Annotated in this window: 14 protein-coding genes; 6 read left to right on the forward strand and 8 right to left on the reverse strand. The window is 57.9% G+C overall.

The window, feature by feature from the left end; translation table 11 throughout:
* The first annotated feature begins 176 nt into the window (after positions 1-176).
* The 3 genes from ACO05M_RS11250 (at position 177) to ACO05M_RS11260 (ending at position 6,660) form a co-directional block, all read left to right on the forward strand.
* On the forward strand, positions 177-4,976 hold the full coding sequence (locus ACO05M_RS11250) for an NAD-glutamate dehydrogenase (RefSeq protein ID WP_421862622.1): 4,800 nt from the start codon (positions 177-179) through the stop codon (positions 4,974-4,976).
* Between the two features lie 362 nt (positions 4,977-5,338).
* Positions 5,339-6,199 (forward strand): GIY-YIG nuclease family protein, encoded by an 861-nt coding sequence (locus tag ACO05M_RS11255; RefSeq protein ID WP_421862625.1) that lies wholly within the window; start codon positions 5,339-5,341, stop codon positions 6,197-6,199.
* A 116-nt stretch (positions 6,200-6,315) separates the two neighbouring features.
* Positions 6,316-6,660, forward strand: a complete 345-nt coding sequence (locus ACO05M_RS11260) for a hypothetical protein (protein ID WP_421862627.1) — start codon at positions 6,316-6,318, stop codon at positions 6,658-6,660.
* Positions 6,661-6,701: 41 nt separating this feature from the next.
* On the opposite strand, the gene ACO05M_RS11265 is transcribed toward ACO05M_RS11260, so the two are convergent.
* Together ACO05M_RS11265 and ACO05M_RS11270 are read right to left on the reverse strand one after the other, a co-directional pair.
* A complete protein-coding gene (locus ACO05M_RS11265) occupies positions 6,702-7,748 on the reverse strand; it encodes a response regulator (RefSeq protein WP_421862629.1) in 1,047 nt (348 codons plus the stop codon).
* Positions 7,749-7,782: 34 nt separating this feature from the next.
* Positions 7,783-10,923, reverse strand: a complete 3,141-nt coding sequence (locus ACO05M_RS11270; protein ID WP_421862632.1) for an AraC family transcriptional regulator ligand-binding domain-containing protein — start codon at positions 10,921-10,923, stop codon at positions 7,783-7,785.
* Positions 10,924-11,046: 123 nt separating this feature from the next.
* Here ACO05M_RS11270 and ACO05M_RS11275 point away from each other — a divergent pair, with 123 nt between their 5' ends.
* From ACO05M_RS11275 to ACO05M_RS11285, 3 genes are all read left to right on the forward strand, one after another.
* Entirely contained in the window at positions 11,047-11,769 is a 723-nt protein-coding gene (locus tag ACO05M_RS11275; protein WP_421862635.1) for a substrate-binding periplasmic protein, read from the forward strand.
* Between the two features lie 412 nt (positions 11,770-12,181).
* The gene (locus ACO05M_RS11280) at positions 12,182-13,819 is read left to right on the forward strand and encodes a FecR domain-containing protein (protein WP_421862638.1); all 1,638 of its coding nucleotides are present in this window, start codon (positions 12,182-12,184) and stop codon (positions 13,817-13,819) included.
* Between the two features lie 21 nt (positions 13,820-13,840).
* On the forward strand, positions 13,841-16,303 hold the full coding sequence (locus ACO05M_RS11285; protein ID WP_421862640.1) for a putative bifunctional diguanylate cyclase/phosphodiesterase: 2,463 nt from the start codon (positions 13,841-13,843) through the stop codon (positions 16,301-16,303).
* 37 nt (positions 16,304-16,340) lie between these two features.
* Here ACO05M_RS11285 and ACO05M_RS11290 read toward each other — a convergent pair whose 3' ends face one another.
* The 6 genes from ACO05M_RS11290 to ACO05M_RS11315 all read right to left on the reverse strand — a co-directional run bounded on the left by ACO05M_RS11290 (position 16,341) and on the right by ACO05M_RS11315 (position 23,254).
* Positions 16,341-17,009, reverse strand: a complete 669-nt coding sequence (locus ACO05M_RS11290) for a response regulator transcription factor (RefSeq protein ID WP_421862642.1) — start codon at positions 17,007-17,009, stop codon at positions 16,341-16,343.
* Positions 17,010-17,036: 27 nt separating this feature from the next.
* On the reverse strand, positions 17,037-18,413 hold the full coding sequence (locus ACO05M_RS11295; RefSeq protein ID WP_421862644.1) for a cache domain-containing protein: 1,377 nt from the start codon (positions 18,411-18,413) through the stop codon (positions 17,037-17,039).
* Between the two features lie 72 nt (positions 18,414-18,485).
* Positions 18,486-19,775, reverse strand: coding sequence for a TRAP transporter large permease (locus tag ACO05M_RS11300; protein WP_421862646.1), 1,290 nt, complete (start codon positions 19,773-19,775; stop codon positions 18,486-18,488).
* A 2-nt stretch (positions 19,776-19,777) separates the two neighbouring features.
* Positions 19,778-20,314, reverse strand: coding sequence for a TRAP transporter small permease subunit (locus tag ACO05M_RS11305; RefSeq protein WP_421862649.1), 537 nt, complete (start codon positions 20,312-20,314; stop codon positions 19,778-19,780).
* 191 nt (positions 20,315-20,505) lie between these two features.
* Positions 20,506-21,579 (reverse strand): TRAP transporter substrate-binding protein, encoded by a 1,074-nt coding sequence (locus ACO05M_RS11310; protein WP_421862652.1) that lies wholly within the window; start codon positions 21,577-21,579, stop codon positions 20,506-20,508.
* Positions 21,580-22,021: 442 nt separating this feature from the next.
* Positions 22,022-23,254 (reverse strand): pyridoxal-dependent decarboxylase, exosortase A system-associated, encoded by a 1,233-nt coding sequence (locus ACO05M_RS11315; RefSeq protein WP_421862655.1) that lies wholly within the window; start codon positions 23,252-23,254, stop codon positions 22,022-22,024.
* Between the last annotated feature and the right edge of the window lie 59 nt (positions 23,255-23,313).

Raw genomic sequence — 23,313 nt, forward strand, 5'->3', positions numbered from 1 at the left:
TGCTATAAAGTAGATCTTTTCGGCCAGATTGAGCTGGACTGGCTGAAAAAGACCAAGATAAATACTGCTGTTTTGCCAAAACAGCAATTGATAACACTTTCTCTGGCCTGTCGCCGAAATCGGGCACGCGACAGGCCTTTTCATATGCCCTGTTGCAGGTTAACAAATTAACCCTCATGTTCGACCGATTCCGTGACAACCTTTCACTCCTGTCTCCACTGACCGAGCTGTTCAGCCAGCGTCTCAAAGCGGCCATGGCGGCACGGGTGAATGAATTTGCACCGCTTTACTACCAGACCGCGACCCACGACGAACTTAGCGAGCGTTCGCTGGAAAACCTCTATGGCGCGACCCTGTCCTGCTGGGAGCTGCTGCAGGAGTTCAATCCCGAGCAACCCCGGATCCGGCTCTATAACCCGGATCTGGAAAAGCATGGCTGGCGCGCCCAGCACACCGTGATCGAAATCATCCAACCGGATATGCCGTTTCTGGTCGATTCGGTCCGAATGGCAATGAACCGTCGCGGCTTGGCGATCCATACCATCCATAACGCGATTCTGCATTGCCGACGTGAAAACGGTGTGTTGCAGGAGTTCGGCAGTGCCGCTGAAGAGGGCTTTCAGGCCGAGTCGCTGATCTATCTCGAAGTCGACCGCACCAGCGATGAAGCCGAGCACAAGGAGATTCTGGCCGAGCTGCAGCAGGTGCTGGCCCATGTCCGTATCGCGGTTGAGGATTACCAGGCGATGCAGGATAAGGCTGCCGAAATGGCGCAGCAGCTGGGTCAGCAGGATCCGGTGATCGGTCAGTTCCTGGCGTGGTTGCAGGATGACCGTTTCACCTTCCTGGGCTACGACGAGGTCGAGATTGCCGATGGGCAGGTCTGCACCGTGGAGAACAGCGAACTGGGGATCTTCCGCTTGGAGCGCAATCCGGTCTGCGTCAAGCTCGAAGCTTTGCCGCAAGCGGAACGGGAATTTCTGCTCGAACCCTCGACCCTGATGTTCGCTAAGGACAACCGTTTCTCGCTGGTACACCGTCCGGCCTATATCGACCGCATCGTGATCAAGCGGTTTGACGATGCCGGGAACGTGATCGGCAAGTGCCGCTTCCACGGCCTCTACACCTCGACCGTTTACTCCGAGCCGATGTCCGGTATTCCGGTGGTCCGTGACAAGGCCAAGACGGTGCTGACCCAGACCGGCTTCGACCGCCGCAGCCACAACGGCAAGCAGCTGCTGCAGATTATGAACGATCTGCCCCGTGATGAGTTGATCCTGTCGAGCGAGGTGCAGCTGCTCGAGATCGCCATGGGCATCTTCAGCCTCAACGAGCGCCGTAAGGCACGACTGCTGATGCGCCAGGATCGCAGCAACCAGTTTATGACCTTCCTGTACTTCGTGCCGCGCGACATCTTTACCACCGAGCTGCGCTTACAGGTACAGGATCTGTTGGTCAAAGCCTGCGGTGCCAGCACCGTGGACTTCACCACCACCTTCAATGAGTCGGTGCTGGCGCGGGTACAGTTTGTGCTGCGGACCGATCCGTCCAACCCGCCGCAGTTTGACCTGACCCAGCTGGAAAAAGAGGTGGTCAACGTCTCCCGCGACTGGAACGACGAGCTGCACGCCGCGCTGATCGAAAACTGCGGCGAAGAGCAGGGCAATCGACTGCTGAGCCACTACCGTTACGGTTTCACCAGCGCCTACCGTGAGCACTTCGTCCCGGCCAGTGCGGTCTATGATATCCAGCGGATCGAAGCGTTGAGCGACGACAACCCGATCACGATGAGCTTCTACCGGGTGTTGGAGCAGAGCCAGCAGCTGCTGCGCTTCAAGCTGTTCAACTCCGATGAATCCCTGGTGCTGTCCGATGTGATCCCGGTACTGGAAAACCTCGGCATGCGGGTCGTGGGCGAGCACCCCTACGAGATCCGCCGCCAGGACGGTCAGCGTTTCTGGATGCACGACTTCACCCTGATTCATCAGGGCTCCGAGCCGGTGGTGTTGGAGCAGGTGCAGGAGGTGTTCCAGCAGGCGTTTGCGACCATCTGGAGCGGTCGTGCCGAGAACGACGAGTTCAACCAGCTGGTGATCGGCGCCAACCTGAACTGGCGCGAAGTGGCGATGCTGCGTGCCTATGCCCGCTACTGCCAGCAGATCCGTTTCGGCTTCTCCCAGCCCTATATCGCTGCCACCCTGTCGAACCATATCCAGGTTACCCGCCTGCTGGTGGCGCTGTTCCGGGCCCGGTTCGAGCCCCAGCGACAGGAGAGTGACAAGGTCGAGGCCCTGGCCGAGCGGATCGAGAACAGTGTGCTGGACGCGCTGGATCGGGTCGCCAACCTCAACGAAGACAAGATCCTGCGCCGCTTCCTGGAGCTGATCAAAGCGACCCTTCGGACCAGCTTCTTCCAGACCGACGAGCAGGGCGAGCTGAAAGATTACTTCGCCTTCAAGCTGAGCCCGCGTGATATCAGCGATATCCCACTGCCGCGGCCGATGTTCGAGGTATTTGTCTACTCCGCCCGTGTCGAAGGCGTGCACCTGCGCGGCGGCAAGGTGGCCCGCGGTGGACTGCGTTGGTCCGACCGCTTGGAAGACTACCGTACCGAAGTGCTGGGCTTGGTAAAGGCGCAGCAGGTGAAGAACTCGGTGATCGTGCCGGTGGGTGCCAAGGGCGGCTTCGTCGCCAAGCAGCTGCCGCAGGACGGTGGTCGTGAAGCCTGGCTGGCCGAGGGGATCGCCAGCTACCAGATCTTTATCAGCGCGCTGCTGGATATCACCGACAATCTGGTTGCCGGTGAGGTGGTGCCGCCGGTCGACGTGGTGCGTCATGACGAAGACGATCCGTACTTCGTGGTCGCGGCCGACAAGGGCACCGCAACCTTCTCCGATATCGCCAACGAGATCGCCGAGTCTCGTGGTTTCTGGCTCGGCGATGCGTTTGCCTCCGGCGGTTCGCAGGGGTACGACCATAAGGGCATGGGCATCACCGCCCGCGGCGCCTGGGAGTCGGTCAAACTGCACTTCCGCGAGCTGGGGTTGGATACGCAGTCCGAGCCTTTCAGCGTGATCGCGATCGGCGATATGGCCGGCGACGTATTCGGTAACGGCATGCTGTTGTCCGAACACATTCAGATGTGTGCCGCGTTCAACCACATGCATATCTTTATCGATCCGGATCCGGACTGTGCCAGCAGCTTTGTCGAGCGCAAGCGGATGTTCGAGCTGCCGCGCTCCACCTGGGAAGACTACGACCAAAAACTGATCTCCAAAGGTGGCGGGATCTTCTCCCGGGCCGCCAAGTGGATCGAGATCAGCCCGCAGATGAAGCAGCGCTTCGCGATCAGTGAGGATCGCCTGTCGCCCAATGATCTGATCAGTGCATTACTGAAAGCGCCGGTGGATCTGATCTGGAACGGCGGTATCGGTACCTACGTCAAGGCCAGCTTTGAGAGTCACAGCGACGTCGGCGACAAGGCCAACGACAGCCTGCGGGTCAACGGCAACGAGCTGCGCTGCAAGGTGTTGGGTGAGGGCGGTAACCTGGGCTTCACCCAGCAGGGGCGGATGGAATTCTGCGCCCTGGGCGGCAAGTCCAACACCGACTTTATCGATAACGCCGGTGGGGTGGATTGTTCCGACCACGAGGTCAACATCAAGATCCTTCTGAACGAAGTGGTGGCCAACGGTGATCTGACCGTCAAGCAACGCAACAACCTGCTGCGGGAGATGACCGACGAAGTCGCCGATCTGGTACTGAAAAACAACTACCAGCAGGCGCTGGCGATCAGTGTGGCGCACAGCCATGCCCGCAAGGCGCTGGACGAGTACACCCGTCTGATCAACCGCCTCGAAGCCGACGGCAAGTTGGATCGGGAACTGGAATTTATTCCGGCCGACGAGGTGCTGCAGGAGCGCAAGGGCAGCGGCCAGGGGCTGACTCGCCCCGAGCTGTCGGTGCTGATCTCCTACGTCAAAGCGGAGCTGAAAGAAGCGCTGGCCGATTCCTGGATCACCGAGGACGATTACCTCAGCAAGGAAGTGATGTCGGCGTTCCCGCAACGCCTGATCGGTGATTATGCCGAGCAGATCGACAGCCACCGCCTGCGCCCGGAGATCATCGCGACCCAGCTGGCTAACGGCATGGTCAACAGCATCGGTATCACCTTTGCCGAGCGTATCTCCCAGATGGGCGGCAGCGATCTGGCCGATGTGGCGGCCGCTTACGTGATCGCCCGGGACGTATTCGGTATTGAACAACTGTGGAGCGATATCGGAGCGCTGGACAATCAGGTGCCGGCGTCACTGCAGCAGCAGATGATGGCCGACCTGATCCGGATGGTGCGTCGGGCGACCTACTGGTTCCTGCGCAACCGCCGCTCGGCGGCCTCGGTACGTGAGGTGGTGGAGCGGTTCCAGCCGGCGGTTGAGGAACTCAGCAGCCAGTTCGGTACCCTGCTGGAAGGCGAGCCGCTACAGCGTTGGCAGCAAAAGCACGACGAGCTGGTTGAGGACGGTATCCCGGCCGAACTGGCGGCCAAGGTAGCTGCGGCCGACAGCCTCTACAGCCTGCTCAGCGTGATTCAATCTGCCGAGCAGACTGGCCAGCCGTTGACGCTGGTTGCCCAGATCCACTTCGGCCTGGGCGATCGTCTGCAGCTGAACTGGTTCGACCATCAGGTCCAGGAATTGGATACCTCCAACCACTGGGAGTCGGTGGCCCGGGACAGCTTCCGTGAAGACCTGACCAGTCACCAGCAGGCGATCGCGGTACGGGTGCTGAACGGCAACGACGCCAATCTGGACGACAGTGCTGGTGAGAGCCTGGTCAGCCAGTGGCTGGACAGCAACCATCGCCTGCTGCAACGCTGGCAACAGCTGCTGGACGAGATCCGCAGCAGTACCCAGCAGGACTTCGCCGTCTTCATCGTGGCGATCCGAGAGCTGCTGGAGCTGGCCCAGGCCAAGTAAACCAGGGTATTATTACTAGGCCAATAGGCTAATCAAAAAGGGAAGCGATATGCTTCCCTTTTTTGTGGGCGGGAGAGCTGATTCTTGTCCTGTAGTTTACAGTTAATTGTTTTCCTTAATTTTCTATTTCCAAAGAGTAAAGAATTTTCTCTTCTGAAAAGTGGTTGGTTTGATATGCGCTGGTATTGAAAAAGAAGATATTGCACTATCAGATACTTTAGGAATCAGTAGATTGAAGTATCGTGCCGTGCGGGCTTGTTCTCTTCCGGAGAGAGGAGAAGGATAGATTCCAATTACCTACTCTATTCAGCACGGCCTAATAAATAGACTCAGTATTAAGGTTTTATGCATAAGGGGTAATCATGGGCAGGAAGCTAACCATCTACATGATTGATGGAGTTGCGACAGGTTCCAAAACAGTTGAGATTGGGAATTGGTCAGGGAAAGCAATTTATTCCCCTCGTGCGTCGCTAAAGCTAATGTTGAACCGAGATGAATTTGATAATCCAGGAGTCTATTTATTAAAAGGCCATTCAACTTCAACTGAGTTCAGCGACAGTGTCTATATAGGGGAAGCGGAGGAGCTAAGATCACGGTTGAAGCAACATTTAGCTGACCGAGATTTTGAATCTGTTATTTGCTTTATCAGTAAAGACGATATGCTGACTAAAGCGCATGTTAAATACCTTGAGTCAAGGCTTATAGCTATTGCAAAAAAGGCTAATAACTCATACTTGGAAAATGGTAATCAGCCCAAGTTATCAAAGCTATCAGAAGCAGATGTTTCTGATATGGAGTATTTCTTAGAACAAATACAGCTCGTATTGCCCACAGTTGGTTTGCAATCCTTGCTATCTGTTATCGTGCATCCAGCCGAGGGGATGGAGCCTGATACAGCCCAGGAAATCTACAAAGTAAAATCAAAGTCTCTTTCTGCATCAATGGTAGAAACAACTGAGGGGTATGTCGTCTTGGCAGGCTCTGAAGTTGCGAAGAAAGTAAACAATTCTATGGCTGACGGCTGGAGAAGAATTAGAAGTAAGTTGCTAGATGAAGGAGCATTGAAGTGGAAAGAGGACAAGCTTATTTTCACAGAGGATACAACATTTGCTTCTCCAAGTGCTGCCTCATCAGTGATTTTGGGAAGGCAAGCTCCGGGACCTATATCATGGATAGATAAAAATGGAAGAACTTATAAGGAAATTCAGGAGAGTAATGCATAACAAAGATATTCATATGGGAAGCTTACTCTCCGTCTTACACTATTTTAGTTTCCCTTCTACTGGCGTTTGGTTTAATCACATTGATAAGAACAAGCAGCATATTTCTAGCGGGCGCATTGGCTTCAGGCAGCCTGTTTCAGTTTGATCTTGACCTTCCAAGCTATCACGCGACTCAGTATCAGGCTCAACGGGCGAGAGTCGATCGGGCCAAATCCACCGTCGCGCAGCGACGGGCTACCTTGTCGAAGAAATCGATACAGAAGGTGGGCAAGAAGGCGGCGGGGTCGCTGATCCCCTTCGTCGGTGCCGTGGTCACGTTAGGGCTGGCGGCGGAGGATTACTGCGAGGAGTTGGCGGGGATTATCGAGTTGCAGAACATTCTCGATGAGAAACAGCAGCGCTTTGATTCGGATGCCTGCCTGAAAGAAGCCGAGTCCTTTATTCGATCACAGCTCTATTAGTTACAAGGGCCCGGACACCGGCACGGTTAATCGCCTGCGCGTTATCGGCCCGCCAGGCTGAAACGCACCACGCCTTCATCGCCGGTCTCCAGCCACTGCCCATGGAGCGCTTCGCACAGTTGCTCCAACCGGCGGCGGAGGTGGTTGACCCATTCGTCGCGGATAAATTGCGGTTGGCCTACGCTGAGCCCGATTTCGACACCGAGTTGACCGTTCTCTTCATTCCAGTCCAACAACAGTTTCAGGTCGTTGCCGTTGGCCAGATACAGACCTAACTCGATCGCCACTAACAGCAGTTGTTTTAATAAGGCGGGATCGCTATGGATCTGTGTTGGCACCTCGGCACCGAGCCGATAATCCAGCAGCCAGCCCTGCTGTCGACCCAACGGCAGGAAGACCTGCAACGCTTGATCCAGCAGTGGGGCCAGGGTCAGGGGTTCAGGATCGGCGCCGACGGCTTGGTCGTCCAGCAGGTGGATGGCGTTGGCTAGCCGTTGGTGACGGGCGTGCAGTTCATCGCTGAGATCCCGCGCTACCGGATTCAGCTCCAACGACCGGAGCCGCTGTCCCTGTTTGACGATCGGTTCGATCTGGCCCTGCAGTATCTGCGTCGTACCTTCGGGCAGTTGGCTACGGCTCTGAGGGCTGTCCGCCGGATCCTGCTGTTGGCGAGCTGTCTTGATATCGCGGAACGAGCGAAGCGCCACGACCACCGAGGTCAGCAGTCGGGACGCGGACAGTTCGGCTTTGCTGAGGTAGTCGTTGATGTCGTAATTGACGATCACCTGCGCCTCGGGGGCGTAGCCGGGGTGGCCGGTGCGCAGGATTACGCGCATATCGGGGTTGTGCAGTTCTGAGCGGATATGATTGACCAGTTGCAGACCTTCATGGTCGGTCTCCATCACCACATCCAGCAGCGCCACGGCGATATCCGGATGTTGCTGCAATAACTCCCGGGCCTGGGCGCCGCTCATCGCGCTGATCAATTTGATCGGCCGTTTTTCAAACTCGTAACCACGGAAGATCATTCGGGTGATACCGTGAATGCCTTCCTCATCGTCGACGATCAGAACTTTCCAGGGGGTCATGAGCTACTACGGGTCGTTATCGTTATAGAGTCGGCTATTCTGCCAGCAAAGCCAGCTGCTGATCCAGCTGTTTGACTTTGGCTCGGGCTCCCCAGTCGCGATAGAAGGCCAGGGCGGCATCGAGGCAGTACCGCGCCAGGCTGGGTTGCTGATGCTCTGACAGCAGTGCGGCATAGCGCTCCTGGACCAGGGCTCTGCGGTAACTGAATTGTTGTTGCTCGGCTGCCTGCAGTGCTTGTTCGAACCAGCCGGCGGCCGGCTGCCCCTGAAGGCGACAGAGTTCGGCTTGCAGCAGCAATCGCTGGCAGTCGAAGTTTTCCGGGCAGTGGTGGGCCCAGAGCTCGAAACGTGACAGCAATTGCTCGGTTTCCAGCTGACGACGGGGACTCAAGCCTCGCTGCTGCTGACCTTGAATCAACCGCATCAGAGCGGTGCAGAACAGCATTTCACTGACGCCGAAATAGCCCGGCATCTCGTTCTCCAGGCGGCTTTCCCAGGGATAGAACTGCGGCCATAACGGTTGCCGATCCAGCAGCAGCGCCGCCTGGGTCATGGCGACGGCGTGCCAGCCGTGTTGGTACTCAAGCTGTTCCGGCCAGGGGCGGTCTCCGCTTAACAGGCCGATCAGCAAGCCACTGGACTGGTCCAGCTGATCGGCCGGTTCCGACAGCTGGTGTTGCCGCAGCTGTTGCTGCTGTTGTTGCAACTGTGCACGTTGCTCGCTCAGAGGTTGGCGGCTAAACAGCTGCAATTGCGCCTGCAGCAGACTGCACTGACCCTGCTGTATCCAAAGACCCTGTTCGGCAGCCTGCTCGATGGTGGTCTGCAGCTGCTTGGAAAGCTGTGGAAGCGGCTGGTACCAATGCTGGACCTGAGCGCACTGAACCAACCGTGCGGCAACGGCGGAAAAGGGCGTGGAAAAGGGGGCAGAGAGGGGCGAGAAGAGGGTTGTGCCCGGAGCCTCGTCGAATTCCGTGTCGGTCTGCTGTTGCAACAGTTCGGCCTCGTTCGCCAACTGCAGGCCGCGATCGGCAAAACGGCGGGCCAGGGTCAGATCGGCGCAGAACCAGCTGCAGACCCAGGCATAGCTGCTGAAAGCGAACGGGGTTTGTCGGCATTGCCCCTGACGCAGACTGAGCTGGGCCATGCGGCCGATCGCGCAGGCCGCCAGTAGAGGTTGCCCCAGGTGACGGGCCAGCTGGCTGAGTCGTTGCAGTAATTCCATCAAGCCGTGACGCTCCGGATCGGCCGGTTGCAAGGGCCGGTCAAGTAGGCCTGCGTTTACGCTGTCGTTGATCTGCTGTAGCTGGCTCAAGAGCTGATCCAACAGTTCGCTACGAGTCACCGGGAGCGGCTGCTGCCGTTGTTCGAGTTGTTGCAACAGAATCTCGAGTGCGCCGGCTTCATCGCCTTGGTGCTGATGGGCACCGGCCTGTAGCTGTGCTATTTCGATCTGTGCCGCAGCGGGCAGGTCTAAGTCGTTCAGTGTGCTCAAGCTGGACTCTACTGCGCCGGGAGTACCGGCCTGCAACTGCATCTTGGCAGTTTGCAGCCACAACGAGTAGTTGTTCAGATCGGGTCGGGTGCGGCGACAGGCTGAATCCAGATGCTGTGCCGCGGCATTGAAGTCACCCAACAAGGCGGCGGTCTGCGCCGCGGCCAGCGAAGCCTGACGGATCAGGTCTGGGTTGGCCCCGGCCTGTTTAAGGTGTCGCAGCAAACGTTGCTGCTGTTGCAGTTGTTGCGCGGGATCGAGTTCGGCAGTTGAACCGGGGGCGGCGAGCTGTTGCAGCAGTTCGGCATAGCGGCTGTGCATCCGCTTTCGGGTTGCTGTCGGCAAACTGTTATCGAGTTGCCGGCGGATACGCGCATCGCTGAAGCGGTAGCGGGTATTGTCGTTGTTGGTGGCTTCGATCAGTCCCGCTTGTTCCGCCGGCCACAGGTGGATCGCCAGTCGTGCCAGCGGACTGCCGGTGGCTTCGGCCAGATCCTCGAGGCTGTACGGGTCCTCCAGTAGCAGGGCCCAGTCCAGCAGTTCACGGCTTAGATCCGGCAGCTGCTTGAGCCGTTGCTGAATTTGCTCGGCATGATCGTCATCCTGAAGCCAACGGGTATCGACTGGGTTGTCGGGCTGGTTTACTGCGGGCTCGAGCGGCAGGGGCCGAACCTGTTTTCGGTATTCGCTCGGGGGTTGCTTCATCCAGCGCTTAAACGCCTTCTGGAATGCGGACTGATTGGAGAAACCCAGCTGATAGGCAATCTCGCCAAAACTGAGTTCGCCGCGTTGAATCATCTGTAGACAGAGATCGCGCCGGGTCTGGTCATGGATCTCCTGGAAGCTGGTATCCTGCAGGCCAAGCTTGCGCTGTAGGGTACGCAGACTCATCCCCAGTTGCTCGGCAACCTGCTCACGGCTGACCGAGCACTGATGATCGACCAGCTGTTGTCGAATCAGGTTGCGGGTTTGGGCGATCAGCGCGCCCTGTCGGCCGCTCTGTCCCAATAGCACATCGGCAAACTCGCGATGTAACTGATGCATCTCGGCATTGGCGTCGAGGCAGGGCAGACTCAGGTAGTCGCTGCTGAACCAAAGCTGGTTGCTCGGCGCGCCGAATTCGGTTTCTGCGGCAAAAAACTGTTGGTAGGGCCGCTTATCCTCAGGCTCGGATCGGGCCAGCTTGACCCGCTGCACGGCCACCTGATGCCCGGTCAGCCAGCGTGGCCAGTTGATCAGGCAGGCCAGCAGGTAGTCGATCAGGGCCGGGTGGTTCTGGTTCAGCTCCAGTGTCAGGACGGTCCCCCGGGGTGATTGCTCCAGTTCCAGTACCGCCTCTTCATGCAGTAGCGGCAAATAATCGATCAGATTGCGATAGGCTTGCTCCAGATTGTCGGAGGTGGACATCAGAAAGCCCACCGAACCGAGCATCCGAGGTTGGGTGGCTTCGCCCAGACTGAGGCTGATTAACGGGTTAGCGCTTAGCTGCACCAACTGATCCAGCACCCGGGGATAATTGGCCGACGGAAAACGTGACCCCGGTTTGGTAAACTCCGACTCGGTAAGCCCGGCGATCTGCAGCAGCTGTTCGCCCTGGTTTTGTCCGGAATCGGTGCGGTAATGCCGTGCCAGTTGCAGCACCGGCTCTAACAAACGCGCGGAGACGGTCGGAGTTGGCATGAAAAGAGTGCTTTTGGCTTGATGGGAAAAATCGCAGGTTATCACAAAGAAGCAGGGTTTTTGTCCTTGTGCGCCACAGTAAGTCGTTTCAAGTTCAGAATGTGCATCGGTTGCGGTTGTTTGTTGGCCCTGCTGGTTTGGTCCGTGTCGGCAACCGCCGACACCGGGTCCGGTAATCAGCTGCGGGTTGGGATGCCATCGCCCGGTCAGGTCCCTTACTTCTGGCGCAACGAGCAGGGCGAGTTTGAAGGCATCTATGCCGATACCTTGCGGTTGATCGCCGAGGATTTGGGGATTGAACTGGCGTTTGTTCCACTCTCTCAAGCACGCTTGCGGCGCCACTTCATCGCCGGCGAGATTGATCTGGAAGCGGGGGTGCCGGTAAACCTGGAAACTTCGGCGTCGCTGAAGCAGGTTTCGCTGTATAGCCGCCCGTTCGGGATCGTCAACGAAGTGATCATCTATCGCCCGGAACTCTCGTTTCCGGTCTTCATTTTGAAAGATCTGGAAGGTAAACGGGTTGCGACGGTCCGGGGGAGTTCGGTACCGGATAAGCTGATCCGCGAAGACTTTTCCAACCAATGGCAGATCGCCCAGCGGGTGCATCGTGGCTGGAATGAGATCGGACTGATGAAGGAGGTCAGTGCACTGCGTTATCGGCGTGAGGGTCAGCTGAATTACGAAATCTCACTGCCCTATGTCAGTCATCCGGTAACGTTTCGATTGCATCGCAGTCGCGGTGAGCTGCTTGATGGGATGAATGCCAGTATCGAGAAACTGGAACAACAGGGTGAGCTGGAACGGGTAGTCTGCAAGTACCTGTGCGGGGTCAACACAGAGAACTAAGCTCTGATTGTTGATCGCTGCGTCTTAGGCCGGTTTTCTCGCCTTGCGGCCTCCATTATCAGCTCGGCAGCTGCGCTGATCCATCCTGCTATGCCTACCGGCTGCATCCTTGGTGAGGGATTGCTGGTGGCAGAGAGTCTTCACGCTGAGATGCGACCGGTCAACCGGTTTGATGTTTTTATTTATCGGAATTGAATATTTCACCAATAAGTTTATGCCTATTGCTGCCTATTTGTTGAAAGATAAGCTATTTTTCAATCTTGTAAGGCAAACAAGTCTTATTGCTTGAGCAGTTTCAGTTCGCTGAGGCAGTCGCTACTGCAATTGGTTGGGGTTTATCTAAAAGGATGTTCACCAAGCAGTAACGGTGCCACAGATATCATGGATTAGAGCACACAGGAGGTATGCTGCGATGAAGGCAAACAGAGTCACAGGTTGGGCTTTGTGGCTGCTACTGACGGCGGTGGCGGCACCGATCCAGGCTCAGGACTGGATCTACACCACGGTCGAGGGCGACAACCTCTGGAATCTGAGTGAACAGCATCTTGACTCGGTGATGCGGTTTAAGCAGCTGCAACGGATCAACCGTATCGAGAATCCCAAGCAGATGCGGCCGGGCACCCGGCTCCGGATTCCGCTTAAGTGGATCCGCAGCAATCCGGTCCCGGCAACCGTCGAAGCTATCCAGGGTGAGGTGACATTGCGGCGCTCCGACGGTACCTCTGCCCCGTTGCAGCCGGACGATCTTATCTATCTGGGTGACCAGGTCCGCACGGCTCAGGGCAGCACGGTGGCGATTCGATTTGCCGACGACTCGATCCTGACCCTGCATGAAGACAGCCTGATCCGTTTTGACCATCTTAGTGCCCATGGCCGTACCGGCATGGTGGACTCTCGTCTCAACCTGCTTGAAGGGCGGATGGACACCCGGGTGATCCCCGCCAAAGGGCCGGGCTCGCGCTTCCAGATCAAAACCCCTTCGGCGATCAGTGCGGTTCGGGGTACAGAGTACCGGGCGGCTGTCAGCGATAACGGTTCGGTTTCCAGCATCGAGGTGCTGGAGGGATCGGTGGCGGTCAAGGGGGCGGATAAACAGAGTCTGATTAAGGCCGGTTTCGGAACCCGGGTGGCTGAAGGGGAGGCGCCTTTGGCCCCCCGTAAACTGCTGCCGGCACCGACATTAAAACCGGTCGATGGGGCAATCCGCTCGATCAACTGGGTGTTGCAATGGCAGGCCGTGGAGGGTGCCAGCGCTTACCGCCTCGAAATCGCTGAGCAACGCAGCTTTGATACCCTGTTGTGGCAGCAGCTTAGTGTCCATCACCGGGCGGCTTTACCTGATCTGCCCGACGGCCGCTATTTTGCTCGAATCCGAGCCGTTGATCCGCTGGGGTTGGAGGGGCATAACGCGGTCCAGACGCTGATTCTGGATGCCCGCCCGCAGGCGCCGATTCAACTCAAACCCGATGATCAACAGCTTTATCGTGGTGAATCGCCGACGCTGCGTTGGACCCAATCCCAGGAGGCGGATCGTTATCGACTTGAGATCGCTGTCGATCAACAGTTCGAACAGGTGCTGATCGATCGGGATGACCTGTCCGAGACCCGCTTTAATACCAATGAACTGCCGATACCCGGTACCTACTTCTGGCGTTTGACCAGCATTGCCGCCGATGGTGAGCTGGGCCCGGTGGGCACCGTACGCAGCTGGCAGGCCAAAACCATCCCCGCCGCCATCGACACCCAGATGCAAAGTACCGATGATGGGATGCTGGTGGCCAACTGGCCCGCCGGTTTAGAGGGCCAGCGCTATCAGTTGCAGATGGCCCAGGATCCGCAGTTTCAGCAGCTGTTGGTCGATCAGCTGTTGGATACTCCCAGTTATCGCTTTGAAACCTTCAGCGGCGGATCCCGCTACCTGCGGGTAAGAGCGGTGGAGCCGGACGGTTTTGCCGGCCCCTGGGGCGCCGTACAGCGCGTGCTGCCGACACCCAATTGGACGCCGTTGATCCTGTTCAACAGCGCCTTGGGATTACTGTTGCTGCTGTAGTGTTGTCGGCAGGCGAGCACGATGAAACTGTCTGAATCCCAACGCAATGGGGCTTTTGCGCTGTTGCTGTCACTGCTGTTGCTGACGGTCGGACTCGGGTTGGAGCAGACTCGTAGCCTGGAGCGGGTTGATCTGTTGCTCTACGATCTGTTGCTGCCGTTGCAGGCTGGACCGATGAGCGACCAGGTGGTGATCATCGCCATTGATGATGCCAGTTTGGAGCAGCTGGGGCGCTGGCCCTGGTCGCGCCGACGCCATGCGCAGATGCTCGATAAACTGACCCAGATGAAGCCGGCCGCCGTCGGTTTCGACATTCTGTTCTCGGAGCCTCAGCGCGATGACCCGCAAGCCGATCAGTTATTTGCCGAGGCGCTGGGCCGCAACGGGCGCGCGGTTTTGAGTGTTGCGCCCGCGCTCTACCGGCCGGGCCAGCTTATCTCCGAGATTCTGCCCCTGCCGGATTTGGCTGTCCGGGCCGCCGCGATCGGCCATGTGGATGCCGAGTTGGACCTGGACGGTTTATGCCGCCGGGTGTTCCTGTACAGTGGTTTGAGCGATGCGCGTTGGCCTGCCTTGACCCTGGCGATGCTGCAGGTTGCCGATAAAGCGCCGACATTGCCGGGTTCCGAGTTGCCTCCCAAAATGCCAGCTGTCAGCGAGGACTGGACCCGCGATCATAGCCTGCTGATACCCTTTGCCAACCGTTCAGAACCTCCCAAGATCTATTCCTGGGTCGATGTGATCGAGGGACGGGTCAGGCCGACGCAGATACGTGGCCGTTATGTGTTGCTCGGCGCAACGGCGGCCGGGTTGGGGGACGCCCTGTCGACGCCCGCTGCCGGTGCGCATGAGTTGATGCCCGGGGTGGTGCTCAATGCCCATATCCTTAATGCCCTGTTGCACAATGACAGGATCCAGAGTCTGTCGAGTCCGATCAGTGGTCTGATCACCGGCTGCCTTGCTTTGACCGTTGCCCTGGTACTGATTTTATCGCCGCTACGGCTTGGCTTGTTGCTGTCCTCGCTGTTGGCGGTGCTGACCTTGGCACTGTCATTGGGACTGTTGATCTGGGAGCGACTCTGGTTTGCGCCTGCCGCGGCGTTGTCGGTAAGTCTGATCGGCTGGCCGTTGTGGAGTCTGTGGCAGCAAGGGTTGGATGTTCGATTGCGGCAACAGCTTCAGGCGCAGTTGGAGCATCAGGCGCGCTTCCACCCGGCCAGCGGTTTACCCAATCATGCCATGCTGGAGGATCAGCTCCGTGCGCTGGAGTCTTTGACGTCGCCCGACCAGCCGGTGGCAGGTTTGATGGTGATTCATTTCGACTGGCCCGGCTCGGCCAGTACCACCCTGGGGCGCCCCTTGGGGGATGAGCTACTGCTTAAGATCGGTGAGCGCTTACGCCGGCTGGCCGGTGAAGATCAGTTTGTCGCCCACCTTAACGGCGATGACTTCGGCGTGGTGTTAACCGGCTTGGATGAACCGGTACAGGTGCGACAGTTGGCCTCAAGGCTGTTGGCCCAGCTGCGACAACCGATGCCGATGGAGCAGGAGATGCTGTTGCTGGCTCCGCAGATCGGGGTCAGCGTCTGGCCCGGAGATGGTCAGGATGCCATGGGGTTGCTGCGTAATGCCTACACGGCGATGTTCAAATCAAGAATCGATGACAGCGATGATCTGTGCATCTACTCCGATGATATCGGGCGTCAGCTAAGAGTCCGCTCGCAGTTGGAGCAGTCGTTGATACTGGCGCTGGAACGGGACGAGTTTTCACTGCAGTTCCAACCGCAGGTCTGTGCCCAGAGCGGTGATTTGGTAGGGCTGGAAACGCTGCTGCGCTGGAACAATCCGCAATTGGGTTGGGTCTCGCCGGAGACCTTTATCCCGGTGGCGGAGCACGTCGGTCTGATTGTCGATATTGGTTACTGGGTGTTGGATAAGGCCTGCCGCCAATTACGAGAATGGAGAGATGAGGGGCTGAACCCGCCACGCATTGCGGTCAATGTTTCGCCGTTACAATTTGCCGATCCCAATCTGGAATTGAGTGTTCGTGCGATCGTGGACCGGGCTGGAATCGAACCGGCCGATCTGGAACTGGAGATCACGGAAAGCTCGCTGATGTCGGAAGTGGATCGGGCGATCACGGTGATGCGTCGGATTAAACAGCAGGGGATGGAGCTGGCGATTGATGACTTCGGTACCGGATACTCGTCGCTGAGCAATCTGCGCAACTTCCCCCTCGATCGACTCAAAATCGACCAGGCCTTTACCCGAGAGATTGGAAACAGCCGGGAATCGTCCGAGATTACACTGACCATTCTGGCCATGGGACGTCGACTGGGGCTACGGGTGATCGCCGAAGGGGTTGAGACCGAGGAACAGGCGAATTTCTTACGCTGGCATGGCTGCGACGAGTTCCAGGGTTACCTGTTCGGGCGCCCGATGGACGCCGACCAGATCGAGCAGCTGCTACGTCGAAACCTGTAGCGTTCAGCCCCGATCCGCGTCCGGATGCCGACGGGATTCAGGGGCCGACCAGATTATTCTCAATGGCATAGCGGGCCAGTCCGGCGGCGGTCTGAATGCCGAGTTTGGTCTTGATATTCTGGCGATGGGTCTCGACGGTCCGGACGCTGATATTCAGCTCCTTGGCGATCTGCTTATTGCTGCTGCCCTGGGCGAGCAACCGTAGCACGGTCTGTTCCCGTTTGGTCAGCAACGGGTTTTGCGTTTCCGTACCAGCTGCCTTTTCGGCATCGGGGTTGAACAGGCTTTGGGAAGCCCCTTGGCTGAAATAGGTGTTGCCCTGATGCACCGTTTCAATGGCCTTGATCAGCTCTTCACAGCCGACGTCCTTGAGGACATAGCCCCGGGCGCCGCTGTGCATCAACTGCATGATGTACTCGCGACTGTCGTGCATGCTCAAGATCAGGACACGGATATCGGGGTAGTCCCGCTGAAACAGGCTGCTGGCTTCGATGCCGTTCATTACCGGCATGCTGACATCCATCAACACCACATCAGGATTGAGCCGGGCGCTGAGCTCCAGGGCCTCGCGGCCATTGCCCGCCAGGCCGATCACCTCTATCCCCGGGGCGGATTCGAGTCGGGCCTGGATACCGTCCAGTACCAACGGATGGTCATCGACCAGTAGCACTCGGATGCCGGCGCTGTCGCTCTGTTGTGGGATCAACCTGTGACTCCTTGGATGATGGGGTTGTTAACTATATAGCTCGACCGGAAGTTGCGCGCTAATCCAGGTGCCGCCCCCGCGGGTGGACTCAATATTGAAACGGCCGCCGAGCAGTTCGATCCGCTCGCGCATATTGCGCAGGCCGATGCCGTCGCTACGGATCTTGTCGGTGAGATCGAAGCCGCAGCCGTTATCGCGGATCTCCATCCGGAAACTGTTGCCGTGCCAGGAGCCCTGCAGCGTCAGGACGCTGGCATCGGCATAGCGCTCCACATTGGTCAGTGCCTCCTGTACCACGCGGTAGAGGGTGATATCGATCTCTTCGGTCAGCTGACGTTGGTCCAGATCGACATCCAGCTCGACCTGAACGCCGGTACGCTCGGCGAACGCACCCAGCAGGCTTTTCAGGGCTGGAAGCAACCCCAGGTCATCGAGTACCGTCGGGCGCATGTCGTGGGAGATCTGCCGAACTTCACGAATCGCATCGTTCAGAACCTCCTGGCCTTTAAGCAGGTGGGCCTCGGCACCGTCCTGCTGTTTTTTCAGGGTCGACAGGGCCAGCTCCAGGCGATATTTCACCGATACCATCAGTTGGTTGATGCCGTCATGGAGCTCGCGGGAGAAGCGCCGTCGTTCACTGATCTGGAACTGCATCGAGCGGCGGGCCAGGTCCCGCAGTTTGGCATCGGCCAGCATATGCTCATGGACGTTGAAGGCGATCCCGATCATCACGATCAGGATGACGGTGACGGCGGTAAACACCAGCACCGTAAAAAAGGTATTGCGGACGTTGCGATTGACCTGCTCGCGGATCTTGGTGACCTCTTGGGCGATATCATCGAGATAGAGTCCGGTGCCGAGCATCCACTCCCAATCTCTGAGCTGCACCACGTAGCTGAGCTTGTCCTCGGCGCGATTGAGCGAGGGTTTGAGCCACTGGTAGCGCAGGAAGCCACCGCCGTTGCGGGCCAGTTCTAGCAGGCTGACGATGATCTTGGTGCCGTTATCGTCGGTCAGCTCGATTAGGTTGTGCCCCTCAAGCTCCGGTTGAACCGGATGGACCAGGTTGGTGCCGTTGTCGTCGTAAACGAAGAAATAGCCGTCTTCACCGTAGGTCAGATCCCGCAGGATCGCTTTAACCTGGGCCTGGGCGTCTTCGGGATCGAGGTCCTGATGGCCGTGCAGGTGGCTGATCGATGTCAGCGCCAGGCTGACATAGTCTCGCAGGGCCTGTTCCTTCGAGGCGATCAGGTTGCGCTCGAAGGTTTGGATCTCCTGCTCACCCAGCGCACGGGCCTGATTAAGTGCCACCAGGGTGACACCGGCGGTAAGCAGCAGCAGCGGTAAGATCGCCAGCAGCAGGATTTTTGTTTTGAGCTGCATCGTCGGAGTGTGGAATCGCATCAGTGTAGAACGACCAGTTATACCATAAAAAAACGGCCTCCAATGGGAGGCCGTTCCAGTGCCGTTAGGGGATTAATCCAGGCCGTAGAAAGCCGGCAGCAGCAGAATCGATACCACCACCAGCGCCTGAATGGCGATATAGGGCATGACGCCGCGATAGATATCCTTGGTTCTGACTTCCGGCGGGGCAACCCCCTTCAGATAGAACAGACTGAAGCCGAACGGCGGGGTCAGGAACGAGGTCTGCAGATTCATCGCGATCAGGATCGCAAACCAAAGCATGCTGATGCCCAGCGCTTCGGCCACCGGTGCCAGGATTGGGACGATGATAAAGCTGATCTCGACGAAATCGATAAAGAAGCCGAGGATCATGATCACCACCATCGACAGGATCAGGAAGCCCCACTTCTCACCCGGTAACTGCAGCAGCCACTCCTCGACCAGGTAATCGCCACCGGTATAGGTGAAGGCCATCGAGAAGGCGGTAGCACCCAGCAGAATCGCGAATACCATCGCGGTCACCTTGACGGTTTCCTGGGCACTCTCAATGATCACACTCCAGTTCAACTGGCGATAGCAGGCCGCCAGGATCAGCGCACCGACACCACCCAGTGCCGAAGATTCGGTCGGGGTGGCAATACCGGTAAAGATCGAACCCAACACCACGATAATCAGCGCCAGCGGCGGCACGATCGCCTTCAGGGCTTCGATGACCTGTTCGCCTTTGGTTCCTGCGTCAGGGTCGGCCGGGATGGCCGGGGCTTTCTCCGGTTTCAGCCAGGCGTAGACCAGCACGAACAGGATATACAGACCGATCAGCACAAAACCGGGGCCGACAGCCGCCTTGAACAGGTCGCCGACCGGAATCCCCAGTACATCGCCGAGAATAATCAGGATGATCGACGGCGGAATGATCTGACCCAGGGTGCCCGAGGCGCAGATGGTGCCGCAGGCCAGGCTCTTGTCGTATTTGTACTTCAGCATCACCGGCAGCGAGATCAGCCCCATGGCCACGACGCTGGCGCCAACCACACCGGTGGAGGCGGCCAGCAACGCGCCGACCAGAATGGTGGAGATCGCGATACCGCCGCGGATGCCGCCAAACAGCTTGCCCATGGCTTCCAACAGCTGTTCCGCCAGCTGGGTCTTCTGCAGCACGATACCCATAAAAACGAACAACGGGACGGCCATCAGCACCGTATTCTCCATGATGCTCTGGATCCGGAACGGCATGAACGCGAAGATTTCGGCACCTTCAGCCCAGACCCCAAACAGCAGTGCCACACCACCGAACGTGAAAGCGACCGGGAAACCGAGCAGCAGCATCAGCAGTGCTGCCCCAAACATGTAGATACCAACCATGATTACAACTCCGTGTGCTTGTAGGGCTGCTCGTGTTGTCCCAGCAGGGTGTTAATGGAGGTCAGCAGCAGGCCCAGGCCACTGAGAAGCATGAAACAGAACGACACCGGGATCATGCTCTTGATGATCCAGCGATGGGGCAGGCCGCCCGGATCGCCACTCTGCTCACCAAGCTCATAGGCTTCCTTGGCAAAGTCGTAGCCGTACCAGGCCACCAGGGCGCAGAACGGGAACAGGAACACGATGGTGCCGAACAGATCGACCCAGGCCTTCTTGTTTGAACTGAGGTTTTCGTAAATCAGGTCGACCCGGACATGGCCGCCGGTTCGCAGCGCATAGGGAACCCCCAGCAGAAAAATGGTGGCGTGCAGATGCCATTCCAGCTCCTGCATGCCGATGGAGACTTCGTTGAACAGGTAACGGGATACGACATCCCAGAATACGTTCAACAGCATCAGCACAAACAACAAGGCGGTCAGTTTACCGAGCCAGTCGCATACCCGGTTGATGCCGTTCTCGAGATTTAACAGAAATTGCATAACCGTACTCATTCGGATCGGTTAATCGGAAATTCTCGAACAAATCGCTTCGACATCGGCACGGCGCTTTCGGACGTGATCGTGCGGCGCTAATAAAGGAGATGTTCGCAGGTTCCCCGGCTCCCACCCGGCTTGGAACAGGTGGGAGCGGGGAGCAACCGGACCCATGGGTTCGGTTGTTTAGAAACAGCTTAGTTGGACATGCTGTCCAGGTAAGCCTTATCGGAAATATCAGTCCATACGCGCGATTTCTCGCGGTAAGCCTTGCGGGATTCGAGAATCTCTTTGGCCAGTTCATCCTTGGCTGCATGCTCGGCCAGCAGCTCTTCGTTGGCCTTGCGCATGGCGGTCATGACTTCAGCCGGGAAGGTCTTGACCTGGATATTCGGGAACTCGGTTTTCATCTTGGCCCAGTTCTCACTGCTGGCATGAGTGGCCTGGGTGTACATATCATAAGCGGCGGTGCGCATGGCAACCCGCAGGATCTCCTGCAGATCGGCCGGCAGGCGGTCCCACTTCTTCTTGTTGAACAGGAACTGCAGTTCGCTACCCGGCTCGTGCCAGCCGGTGTAGTAGTACGGGGCGATCTTGTGGAAGCCCATGCGCAGATCCAGTGACGGGCCTACCCATTCCAGTGCGTCGATGGTGCGACGCTCCAACGAGGTGTATAGCTCAGCCGGCGGGATGTTGGTCGGGCTGGCACCCACCTTGGCGAAAATTTCACCGGCAAAGCCCGGAATCCGCATTTTCAGACCCTGCAGGTCGTCAACCGAGTTGATCTCTTTCTGGAACCAACCGCCCATCTGGTTGGCGGTGTTGCCTCCCGGGAACGACATCAGACCGAACGGCTCGTAGACCTTCTGCATCAGCTCCATGCCGCCGCCGTGGTAGAACCAAGCGTATTGTTCAGTTGCGATCATGCCGAACGGCATACTGGTGAAATACAGGGTGTTCGGGACCTTACCCTTCCAGTAGTACGACGCGGAGTGGCCCATGTCATATTGACCGGCACGGACCATATCGAAGACGCCGAACGGTGCCTTGTGTTTGTTGGAGGAATCGATGGTGATTTTCAGGCGACCGTTGGACATCTTCTCGGCCATTGCTGCCATGTTTTTTGAGGCATCGCCGAAGATCGGGAAGTTAGGTCCCCAGGTTTCCGCCAGCTTGAGACGGTAGACCTTGTCAGCGGCCTGGGCCGGTAGTGCGATCACGGCTGCGCAGGCTGCGGCCGCAACCAGCTTGGTGAGTTTCATTTTTAGCATTTTGATTATTTCCTCATCGGATCGAACGATTCGCAAGGCGAACTTATTGTTATTCCCGGACTCGACCCAAGTGGGTTGGGTGAGCATAGCGCTTGGTGAGTACGGTGAGCCTATCGTCCCAATAAGCGAGTTGAAAAAGTATCCGAACAAATGCGCAGCGGCTGCGAGCTACTACGTAGAGGAGTACGTAGTTTTACTGAGGAAAATGCGTTTAAAATCGACAACTTAGACTAAGGTCGAATCGGGTTCCTTAGAGGCCGAGCTGTGCTGCTTCAGCACAACGGAAGATCGGGAAGATTTCTAGCCGGCACTGCCTCGGTTCGTCAATGGCGGTGATCAGTTGACCGCACGACAAGGTGCGCCAGGCGATTTCAGGCTAAGCGACCGAGTACTGCACCGTCTGGCATCGACCACCAGACGGCTGCTCGATTCAGGCGAAGCCTTAGAGAAAGACTTCAACCACTTCCGGGTGGCTCAGAAAGCCTTGGGGGCTGGCGCTGAAACCGTAGGCGCCGGACTGGCGGACCAGGATCAGATCACCGACTTCGCAACGGGGCAGCTCGACCTTGTCGGCGACAATATCCAACGGGGTGCACAGTGGGCCGACCACGGTGACCAGTTCGGTTTCACCGCTTGGGTTGGCGGGAATCGCCTCGACCGGGTAATTCTTGCGGATCACCTGGCCGAAGTTTCCGGAATTGGACAGGTGGTGGTGCAGACCGCCGTTGGTGACCAGATAAGTGGTGCCGCGGGAGACTTTCTTGTCGATCACCTGACAGACATAGAGCCCCGCTTCGCCGACCAGATAGCGGCCCAGCTCCATCACGATTTCGGTATCGGGCGCGATCGCCTGGAAGCTGGCCAGTTCGGTTCGCAGGTTGTCGGCCACCGATGCCAACTCAAGCGGCTTTTCGCCGGGAAAGTAGGGAATACCCAGACCGCCACCGATATTGACGAACCGTAGCGCCAGCTGGTGTTGCTCGATCAGTTCGGCAGCCAGTTGCATCACACCGCTATGGGCTTCACAAATTGCTTCGGGTTTCAGGTTTTGCGAACCGGTAAACAGGTGCAGACCTTCGGGTTCGATACCGTTTTCTCGCGCCAGTGCGATCGCTTCGGTCAGTTGCTCGGTGTCGATGCCGAAGGGCTTGGCGCCGCCGGTCATCTTCATGCCGGAGGCCTTGAGCTCGAAGGCCGGGTTAACCCGCAATGCCAACCGGGCCTGCTGACCCAGCCGGGTGGCCGCATCGGCGGTCTGCCGGATCTGCTGCATCGATTCGCAATTGACGACGATGCCGGCAGCCACGGAGGCGCTAATCTCCTCCGGCGACTTGCCCGGACCGGCAAAACTGATCTCGGCGGGCTCGGTGCCGGTAGCCAAGGCGACCCGAAGTTCGCGCTGTGACGCGACATCCAAACCATCCATCAAACCGGCAAGGTGGTTTACCACGGCCGGCATCGGATTGGCTTTGATGGCGTAGTGCAGTTTGATGGCGTCGGGCAGGGCTGCCCGAAGGTTGGCTACGGTTTCGTTGATACGGCTGCGATCGTAGGCATAGTAGGGTGTTTGCCCGGCAATCGCGGCGACCTGTTGCAGGGAATGGCCGTTGACCAGCGGAGCGCCGTTTCGGCGCTGATTCCAGGTACTGTGATGGCTTGGTTTGCTGCTGGTCATGGTGATTCTCTGCGGTGATAGCGGTAATTCGGTTATAGGACGGGGTCGGTCAACTCAAG

It is taken from the genome of Motiliproteus sp., assembly GCF_965230735.1.
In the GTDB taxonomy this organism is placed as follows: domain Bacteria; phylum Pseudomonadota; class Gammaproteobacteria; order Pseudomonadales; family Balneatricaceae; genus Motiliproteus.

Coding starts and splice junctions, on each gene's coding strand:
- ACO05M_RS11250 (WP_421862622.1), top strand. CDS start 177: ATGTTCGACCGATTCCGTGACAACCTTTCACTCCTGTCTCCACTGACC.
- ACO05M_RS11255 (WP_421862625.1), top strand. CDS start 5,339: ATGGGCAGGAAGCTAACCATCTACATGATTGATGGAGTTGCGACAGGT.
- ACO05M_RS11265 (WP_421862629.1), bottom strand. CDS start 7,748: ATGACCCCCTGGAAAGTTCTGATCGTCGACGATGAGGAAGGCATTCAC.
- ACO05M_RS11270 (WP_421862632.1), bottom strand. CDS start 10,923: ATGCCAACTCCGACCGTCTCCGCGCGTTTGTTAGAGCCGGTGCTGCAA.
- ACO05M_RS11280 (WP_421862638.1), top strand. CDS start 12,182: ATGAAGGCAAACAGAGTCACAGGTTGGGCTTTGTGGCTGCTACTGACG.
- ACO05M_RS11285 (WP_421862640.1), top strand. CDS start 13,841: ATGAAACTGTCTGAATCCCAACGCAATGGGGCTTTTGCGCTGTTGCTG.
- ACO05M_RS11295 (WP_421862644.1), bottom strand. CDS start 18,413: ATGCGATTCCACACTCCGACGATGCAGCTCAAAACAAAAATCCTGCTG.
- ACO05M_RS11300 (WP_421862646.1), bottom strand. CDS start 19,775: ATGGTTGGTATCTACATGTTTGGGGCAGCACTGCTGATGCTGCTGCTC.
- ACO05M_RS11305 (WP_421862649.1), bottom strand. CDS start 20,314: ATGCAATTTCTGTTAAATCTCGAGAACGGCATCAACCGGGTATGCGAC.
- ACO05M_RS11310 (WP_421862652.1), bottom strand. CDS start 21,579: ATGCTAAAAATGAAACTCACCAAGCTGGTTGCGGCCGCAGCCTGCGCA.
- ACO05M_RS11315 (WP_421862655.1), bottom strand. CDS start 23,254: ATGACCAGCAGCAAACCAAGCCATCACAGTACCTGGAATCAGCGCCGA.